We start from the raw sequence: 7,883 nt of genomic DNA, 5'->3' as shown, positions 1-7,883 counted from the left end.
ACCGCATCGGGGCGAAGAACCCCAGGGACGCGAAGACCAGCAGGTTGCCGGCGATCCCGAGCGGCCCCATCGTGACCAGGTCCCGCAGCGGTACGAGGCTCACCCGGGCGGGGGCGGTGCCGGGCTCGCTGCCCGGCATCAGGGTCATCCATACGAACGGCAGCGTCCCGTGGACCATGCCCACCTCGGCCAGCGACAGCCGCCACGCCGAAGCGACCCCGGCGGCACGCCGACGGTACGCCAGGGCCCACGCCACCAGCACCGCCAACGGCAGCAGGACCACCGTCATGAGCACCACACCGTTGAACGTGTCGTAGCAGCCGTGCCACCGCCCGGCCATGCACCTCGGTGCGGCCATCATGAGCGGCCCCTGGACGACGTACGCGGCGCCCGCCAGGCCGAGAACCGCGAGGCCGAGGAGCACGATCCGGCGTGTGCGGCGGGGCGGTACCGGCAGAGACGCGTTGGAGTCCATACCTCCATGGGAAACGAAGGGCCGTTGCCGTGGCGTATCCGGTTTCCGATACGCCCGCGATACGCGGCCCCGCGGGCGTGGGCGTCAGCGCCCGCCGAACATCAGCCTCCGCAAGGCCCCCAGCAGCCCCTTCATCTGCCCGTCCCCACCGGAGACCACCGACTCCCCCACGGTCTCCGTCTCCCCCCGCGGCCCGCCGACTCCCCTTCCCACACCACCGCTCAGCTCATACCGAACGGGCAACACCCGCAGCCCTCGCACCACCGGCCCCGACCTCCACGGCAACTGGTCGGCGGGCAGGGTCAGTTCGGCCTTGGCCAGGTGGTCGAAGATGCGACCCACGGCCGTGGTCACGATCATCCCGCCCAACTCCCGTGCCGCACTGGGGCATTGGTGCGGCCCGGCGCCCCACCCCAGATGCGCCCGCATGCTCACCGTCGAACCGACCATGTGGGACGCCCCGATCGCGATCAGATCCCGGTGCGCCGCTGCCGCCGACGGCGACACGATGTCCCCGCCCCGGATCCAGAAGTTCCCCAACAGCACATCCCTCGCCGCGAACCGGAAGCACATGTTGGCCACCGGCGGATTCACCAGCGCCGCCCGGTTCACGGTCTCCCCGAGCTGCCCGGCCGACAGACTGCGCCGCACGGTCGCGTTCCCGCGCAGCACCTCAAGCAGCGTGTTGAGCACCATGTTCCCGGTGATGTCGTTGAGGTACACGGCGTTCATGAACAGCTCGCGCCCCAACTGCTCGTCCGACAGCTTCGGATCGGCGAGCAGCATGTACGACGTCAGGTCGTCCCCGGGCCGCGCCCGCCGGTGCGCGGCCAGCCGGGTCATCGCGGCCAGCGCCCGTCCGGTCGCCGGGCCCGCGTCCGGTCCGCCGTCGAGCATCCGCCAGAGGTCCATGACGAGTTCGTCGCCCAGCTCGACCGGGCACCCGAACAGTTTCGTCGTCACCATCAGCAGCAACGGCCGCGTGTACTGCGCGCCCAGGTCGGCGAACCCGACCGTGCCCGACTCGGCCGCCAGCATCCCGATCAGCTCGTCGGCGTACCGCGCGACCGTCGCCCGCAGCTCCCAGCCCTGCGGGGTGTGCCCGTCCTGGAACGGCCGCATCGCCGCATGGTGGGTGTGCCGGGCGGCGAGATGCTCCTCGTCGTCCATGAACATGGTCTGCCGCACCTCGTACCCCGCGAGCAGCGGCCAGTCCGGGGGCAGTTGGCGCTGTGCCCGGGCCCGCCAGTACCGCACGTCCCGCCGCCAGACACTCTCGTTCCGCAGTACCTCCAGCACCTCGCGGTAGTCGAGAACCAGCCACACCGGTACGCCCATCAGCCCCACCGGCGCCACGGGTCCGTAGGTGCGCCGCAGTCGCGCGTACACGCCGCCCGGGTCGGCGTCGAACTCCGACGTCAACAGCGGTTCCACAGGCAACGACTCGAGCGCCGGGCTGTCGGCCGGCGCGGTCGCGAAGGGATGGGCTTCCATACCGCCACGCATACCGCACCGGCCGTACACGTGCAGTGACCATGGCGCGAACTGTTACGCCTTGGTGACCCTTGGTGCACGGAACTAGCCGTCACGCACCAGAAACAGACAGCGACACCGGCAACTCCCCCCGATACAGCACACCCACCCGCTGAGTGGCCCGGGTCAGCGCCACATACAGATCGCTCGTGCCGAACTCCCCCGGCTCCACGACCAGCACGGAGTCGAATTCCAACCCCTTGGCCTGCCGGGGATCGAGCAGCACGACACCTCGCGTCAGATCGGGCTCGGCCCCCGCCTCGACGCCGTCCAGCCGCGCGGCGAGCTCCCCGTGCAGCGCGCGCGGAGCGATGACCGCGAGCCGCCCTTCGGCGGGCGCCAACTCCCCGACGGCCTTCTCCACGGAAGCAGCGAGGTCGCCACCTTCAACGGCCCGCACCCACGGCCGCACTCCGGTCGACCGTACGGAGGTCGGCGGCACGAAGTCCGGCCGTTCGGCCCGCACCACGGCCGCCGCTACGTCCATGATCTCGGCCGGGGTCCGGTAGTTGACGCCGAGCCGGGCGTGCTCCCAGCGGTCCTGGACGTACGGCGCGAGGATGTCCGCCCAGGCCCCGACGCCGCCCGGCTCGGCGGTCTGCGCGGGATCGCCGACCAGGGTCATCGAGCGGGTGGGGCTGCGCCGCATGAGGAGCCGCCATGCCATCGGCGACAACTCCTGTGCCTCGTCGACGATGATGTGCCCGAACGCCCAGGTGCGGTCGGCGGCGGCCCGTTCGGCGGCGCTGCGAAGGTCGTCCTCCTCGTGCCGCTCGGCGAAGCGCTCGGCGTCGATGATGTCGTGCGCGGAAAGGACTTCGGAGTCCTCCGCGTCCAAGTCCTCGAACTCATAGGTACGGGAGGCGTAGGAAACGTCCAACACGCCCTGCGCGTAGGCGACTTGACTACTCCGCTCACGCTCCGCCCGAGCCCGCGACACCCGGTCGTCCTCGCCGAGCAGTTCGGCGGCCTCGTCGAGCAGCGGTACGTCGGCGGTCGTCCAGGCCCGGGTGACGGGCCGCCGGATGGCATCGGCGTCGTCCTCCGACACGTACTCCTCGGGAGCGGCGAGAAAGTCGGCCACCAGCCGCCGGGGCGTGACACGGGGCCACAACTGCTCGATGGCGGCCCAGACTTCACGGTTCTCGGCGAGGTCGTCGCGGATCTGGGTGATGTCGCTGGGGTCGAGAAGGTTGCTGCCGTCATACGGATCGGTGCCGATGCGCTCCGCGACCATCTCGGTGAGCGTGTTGAGGATGTGCCCCTCGAAATGCTCGCGCGCGACGTTGTGCGGCAGCTTCGCCTCGCGCGTCCGCTCCCGCGCAACTCCCACGAGCCCGGCGTCGAGCATGAGGATGTCCCGGTCGTGCTCGATGGCGATGACGGGGTCGGGCAGCCGCTGCCAGTCCCGTACGACGGCTGCCAGCACGTCGGCCATCTCGGCCCGCCCCTTGACGGTGGCGGCACGGGCGGTGTCGACGCCAGTGGCTCTGACACCCGGGAACAACTCACCGACGGTCGCGAGCAGCACGCCGGTCTCACCGAGGGAGGGCAGCACCTCGCCGATGTAGCCGAGGAAGGCGGGGTTGGGCCCGACGATCAACACGGCGCGTTTGGCGAGGAGTTCGCGGTGCTCGTAGAGCAGATAGGCGGCCCGGTGGAGCGCGACGGCGGTCTTGCCGGTGCCGGGCCCGCCCTCGACGACCAGCACACCTCGATGGGGCGCGCGGATGATCTCGTCCTGCTCGGCCTGGATGGTCTGCACGATGTCGTTCATCCGGCCGGTGCGGGCGGAGTCGAGCGCGGCGAGCAGCACGGCGTCGCCGGACGGGTCCTCGTAGCCGGTGCGGGTCTCGTCGCCGAGGTCGAGGATCTCGTCGTGCAGACCCGTGACGCGCCGCCCGTCGGTGCTGATGTGCCGACGCCGGCGCAGCCCCATCGTGGTGTGCCCGGTGGCGAGATAGAAGGGCCGGGCCACCTCGGCCCGCCAGTCGATGAGCAGCGGGGTGCGTTCGGTGTCGTCGGCGCGCAGTCCGATACGGCCGATGTGGTGGGTGATGCCGGAGGTGAGATCGATTCGTCCAAAACAGAGCGACCCGTCGACGGCGTTCAGCGCGGCAAGCAGCCCCGACCGCTCGGCGACGAGCACATCCCGTTCGAGCCGAGCCTGCATCGGCGTACTGCCCTGCGCGAGCGCGTCCGTGACGGAGTGCTCGGTGTCACCGCGCAGCACGTCCACACGGGCGTAGAGCCCGTCGACGAATTCCTGCTCACTCCGCAATTCATCGTGAGTTGATTCCGTGTTTGCGCCCCTGTTTGACAATTCCGCTCCCGCTCGGATATACTCTGCTCATTGAACTTCACCTGCGACCCGATCGAATCAACTCGATAAAGTCGCGAACCATTGAATATACGCAAAGAAATCCCCCGAGCGCAATCGCTCGGGGGATTTCTTGTGTTTCCGGGGCTCAGCGGAACTCGTGGACCACCTGGATCTCGCCGACGATGTGGGCGTTGAACTCGTCCAGCTCCTCGGCCGGCACCCACAGTTCGAGGATCGTCCGCCCGCCGGCCTGCTGGACGGGGAACCGGCTCACGTACGCCGAGTCGATCTCGAAGCGCGTCACGAAGCCGGCGCCGTCGTGCTTGACGTTCCAGTCCCGCGCGATGCTGATCGCGTACTCCTCGTTGAGGACGGGGTAGAAGATCGGCTGCTCGGGCAGCCGCGGCGGCCAGGCACGCCAGTTCAACTCGCGGACGAGGTCCAGCTCCTTGGGGCCGGTCGGCCGCCACAGGGTCGTGGTCATGGGCATGGGAGTAGCTCTCTGCCAGGTCGGTGCATGTCGAAGTACGTCAGAGTACGTCGGACAGCTCCTCCAGCAACCTTCTTTTCGGCCTTGCCCCCACCATCGACCGCACCGGCTCCCCGGCCCGGAAGACCATGAACGTGGGCATGGAGAGGACCCGGTAGGTGTTCGTCGTCAGGGGGTTCATGTCCACGTTCAGTTGCACCACCTTCAGGCGGTCCGACTCCTCCGCCGCGAGGGCGCTCAGTACCGGGGCCATCTGGCGGCACGGTGGGCACCAGTCCGCCGTGAACTCCACCAGGACCGGCAGGTCCGCTCCGAGCACCTCCGTCTCGAAGTCCGTGTCCGTCACCTCGGGCACGCCCGTCGCCTTGGTCATCGTGTTCGTCCTCCCCACTCGCATGCCGGATCCGGACCGCCCGGAACCGTCGCCTCGGCCGCCAGTTCGTCTCGCGCCCGCTCGGCCCGCGTCAGCTGTTCGCCGACCTTCGCCCGTACCGACTGCAACTCGCCGATCAGCGCGTCGAGTTCGTCCAGCTTCCGGCGGTAGACGGCGAGCGACGCGGGGCAGGAGTCGCCCTCCGGGTGGCCCGCCCGCAGACAGTCCACGAAGGGCCGCGTCTCCTCCAGGTCGAACCCGAAGTCCTGGAGCGTCCGGATCTGCCGGAGCAGCTTCAGGTCGTCCTCGTCGTAGGCGCGGTAGCCGTTGTCCGTGCGCCGCGCGGGCAGCAAGCCCCGTGACTCGTAGTACCGCAGGGTCCGTGTGGTGGTCCCGGCCCGCGCCGCCAGCTCCCCGATTCGCATGCCGATTCGCATGCGTACGAACGTAGTCCTTGACGCCGACGTCAAGGCAAGGCCACCTGTCGCGCGGGCCCTATCCCGGGGGCAGCAGCGGCTTTCGCTCCACCGGGGACGACAGGACTATCGACGTCGTCGTCCGGCCCAGCGCCGACGTCTGTTCCAGGACATCCTCCAGATGGACCGTGTTCTCGACGGCCACCTTGAGGATCCAGCAGTCCTCACCGACCACGTGGTGCACCTCGATGATCTCGGGGCGGGCGAGCAGCTCCAGGGTCCTGGGGTGTTTGAGGGTGTAGCCGCCGTGCGGGTCGACGCGGATGAAGGCCTGGATGCCGTAGCCGAGGCGCGCGGGGTCGACATGGGCGCCGTAGCCGGTGATCGCGCCCGCTGACTCCAGCCGGCGTACGCGCTCCGTGACCGCCGCCGGGCTCAGCCGCACCCTCCGGCCCAGCTCGCTCAGCTTGATCCGGCCGTCGGTCTGGAGGAGTTCCAGGATCTGCCGGTCCAGCGCGTCGAAGGCCACCGACGTTTCGCTGGCGGCGGGCCGCCACTGCCGTGGTTCTTTCGGTGCTTCGGCCGGATGTCCCATTACTTCCCCTTCAGAACTGGCTGGTGCGCCAGGAGAATTATGATCGCAAGGTCCGCTACGGGGAGGAACATCATGCGCGACGTATTGGTCATCGGCGGCAATCGCTATTTCGGAAAGCGGCTCATCGACCGGCTGCTCGCGGTCGGAGACCGGGTCACCGTTCTCAACCGGGGTTCCGCTTCCCCGCCGGCCGGCGCAATTCACCTCGTCGCCGACCGCGACGACGAAGCCGCCCTGAATTCCGCTCTCGGTGACCGTACCTTCGATGCCGTCGTCGACCAGGTCTGCTACACACCCCGCCAGGCCGCGATCGCCCGACGCGTCTTCGCCGGCGGCCGTACCCGCCGCTATGTGATGACGTCCACGATCGAGGTGTACGAGTACGAGGACTCCCTCCTCTACGAGGATGCCGTCGTCCCCGTGCGCGAGGACGCCGTCGATCCGCGTACCGTCCCCGTCGACCTCGAACTCCCCTGGGACCGGGCGGAGTTCCGCGACACGCACTACGGCGAGGGCAAACGCCAGGCCGAGGCGGTCTTCGCGGCCGACGCCGACGGTACGGAGTCCCCGTACACCTGGACCTCCGTGCGCGTCGCCCATGTCCTGGGCGGTAACGACGACTTCACCGGCCGGCTCGACCACTACGCCACCCGCATCCGGGCCGGCGCCCCGATCGCCGTACCGACCGAGAACCGGCCCGCGACCTACATCCACGTCGAGGAGATCGCCGACTTCCTGTTCTGGGCGGTGGGCCAGGACTTCACCGGGCCGGTGAACGCGGCCTCCCACGGCCTGCTGACCACCGAGGAATTGTGCGCGGCCGTGGCCCTGCACATCCCTAGCGGCAGGACCGTCTTCCAGAACGTGGACGTAGGCGAGATCTCCCCATTCTCGTTTGCCCGCTCGTACGGCATGGACAACTCCCGTGCCACCGAACTCGGATTCACCTTCGGCCACGTACAGGAATGGCTGCCCCGGGCGATCGCCGAGACGCTCGGCCCCAATGCGGACTCCGGCCCGGAGAAGACCACCTAGCGTGACCCCATGACCCCCATAACCCCCATGACACAGACGCGGCCCGACGATCCCTCGCACCTGCCCAGAGCCGAGTTCGCCTTCCCCGGCCCGCTGCGCGACCAACTCGTCGCCGCGATCCTCGACGGTTCCAAGACGTCCACGACCGGGCTCGTCGTCGACTACGAACACGACGGCGAGCCCCTGCCGGAGGTCGGCAACCGCTCGGTGGTCGTCGACTCCGCCGACCGTCCGGTCGGCATCATCGAGGTCACCGGCGTACGGATCGTCCCACTGGCCGACGTGGACCTCGCCCACGCACTCGACGAGGGCGAGGGCTACGCCGACGTGGCCGCCTGGCGTGCCGGTCACGAACGGTTCTGGCACAGCGAGGGGATGCGGGCGGCCCTGGACGACCCCGGGTTCACGGTGAACGACTCGACGATGGCGGTGCTGGAACGCTTCCGCCTGGTGGCGGACCTGCATCCGGGGCCGGGGCCGGTGCAGCAGGGCGGCCCGGTGCTCCGCACGGTCGAGACGGCAGGTCCGCCGACCCGCCACCCCTGAGTTTTTCGCCCCCGCCGCCCCTACCCGTCCCATCCTCGGGGGCTGCCGCCCCCGAACCCCCGCTCCGGCCCTGAACGGGCCTTGTCCTCAAACGCCG

The 7,883-nt window shown here is 69.5% G+C and carries 8 protein-coding genes and 1 pseudogene; 2 read left to right on the top strand and 7 right to left on the bottom strand.

Annotated elements, in window-relative coordinates; genetic code table 11:
• The 7 genes and pseudogenes from ACWCRB_RS47855 to ACWCRB_RS47825 all read right to left on the bottom strand — a co-directional run.
• Window positions 1-475 (bottom strand): annotated as a pseudogene (locus ACWCRB_RS47855) (VanZ family protein); the annotation flags it as partial.
• An 84-nt stretch (window positions 476-559) separates the two neighbouring features.
• A complete protein-coding gene (locus tag ACWCRB_RS47850) occupies window positions 560-1,969 on the bottom strand; it encodes a cytochrome (RefSeq protein WP_451002077.1) in 1,410 nt (469 codons plus the stop codon).
• A 91-nt stretch (window positions 1,970-2,060) separates the two neighbouring features.
• Window positions 2,061-4,289, bottom strand: a complete 2,229-nt coding sequence (locus ACWCRB_RS47845; RefSeq protein WP_451002076.1) for a HelD family protein — start codon at window positions 4,287-4,289, stop codon at window positions 2,061-2,063.
• Between the two features lie 187 nt (window positions 4,290-4,476).
• Window positions 4,477-4,821: a hypothetical protein gene (locus ACWCRB_RS47840; RefSeq protein ID WP_451002075.1), complete on the bottom strand. Its 345-nt coding sequence runs from the start codon at window positions 4,819-4,821 to the stop codon at window positions 4,477-4,479.
• 40 nt (window positions 4,822-4,861) lie between these two features.
• Entirely contained in the window at window positions 4,862-5,194 is a 333-nt protein-coding gene (locus tag ACWCRB_RS47835; protein ID WP_451002074.1) for a thioredoxin family protein, read from the bottom strand.
• Complete coding sequence (locus ACWCRB_RS47830) at window positions 5,191-5,619, bottom strand: MerR family transcriptional regulator (RefSeq protein ID WP_451002078.1); 429 nt, start codon at window positions 5,617-5,619, stop codon at window positions 5,191-5,193. Before ACWCRB_RS47830 ends, ACWCRB_RS47835 begins: the two co-directional genes overlap by 4 nt.
• 70 nt (window positions 5,620-5,689) lie before the next feature.
• Window positions 5,690-6,205: an Lrp/AsnC family transcriptional regulator gene (locus ACWCRB_RS47825; protein ID WP_451002073.1), complete on the bottom strand. Its 516-nt coding sequence runs from the start codon at window positions 6,203-6,205 to the stop codon at window positions 5,690-5,692.
• A 72-nt stretch (window positions 6,206-6,277) separates the two neighbouring features.
• Here ACWCRB_RS47825 and ACWCRB_RS47820 point away from each other — a divergent pair, with 72 nt between their 5' ends.
• Both ACWCRB_RS47820 and ACWCRB_RS47815 read left to right on the top strand, forming a co-directional pair.
• Window positions 6,278-7,240: an NAD-dependent epimerase/dehydratase family protein gene (locus ACWCRB_RS47820; RefSeq protein WP_451002072.1), complete on the top strand. Its 963-nt coding sequence runs from the start codon at window positions 6,278-6,280 to the stop codon at window positions 7,238-7,240.
• Window positions 7,241-7,249: 9 nt separating this feature from the next.
• Window positions 7,250-7,786, top strand: coding sequence for an ASCH domain-containing protein (locus tag ACWCRB_RS47815; protein WP_451002071.1), 537 nt, complete (start codon window positions 7,250-7,252; stop codon window positions 7,784-7,786).
• Window positions 7,787-7,883: the final 97 nt, after the last annotated feature.

The organism is Streptomyces sp. NPDC002156, assembly GCF_053593675.1.
The sequence above is the reverse complement of the archived record's forward strand: the minus strand, read 5'-3'. Positions and strand labels throughout refer to the sequence as shown.

What these genes read in the sequence shown, in the direction of transcription:
- ACWCRB_RS47850 (WP_451002077.1), bottom strand. Translation starts at nt 1,969, where the DNA reads ATGGAAGCCCATCCCTTCGCGACCGCGCCGGCCGACAGCCCGGCGCTC.
- ACWCRB_RS47840 (WP_451002075.1), bottom strand. Translation starts at nt 4,821, where the DNA reads ATGCCCATGACCACGACCCTGTGGCGGCCGACCGGCCCCAAGGAGCTG.
- ACWCRB_RS47835 (WP_451002074.1), bottom strand. Translation starts at nt 5,194, where the DNA reads ATGACCAAGGCGACGGGCGTGCCCGAGGTGACGGACACGGACTTCGAG.
- ACWCRB_RS47830 (WP_451002078.1), bottom strand. Translation starts at nt 5,619, where the DNA reads ATGCGAATCGGGGAGCTGGCGGCGCGGGCCGGGACCACCACACGGACC.
- ACWCRB_RS47825 (WP_451002073.1), bottom strand. Translation starts at nt 6,205, where the DNA reads ATGGGACATCCGGCCGAAGCACCGAAAGAACCACGGCAGTGGCGGCCC.
- ACWCRB_RS47820 (WP_451002072.1), top strand. Translation starts at nt 6,278, where the DNA reads ATGCGCGACGTATTGGTCATCGGCGGCAATCGCTATTTCGGAAAGCGG.
- ACWCRB_RS47815 (WP_451002071.1), top strand. Translation starts at nt 7,250, where the DNA reads ATGACCCCCATAACCCCCATGACACAGACGCGGCCCGACGATCCCTCG.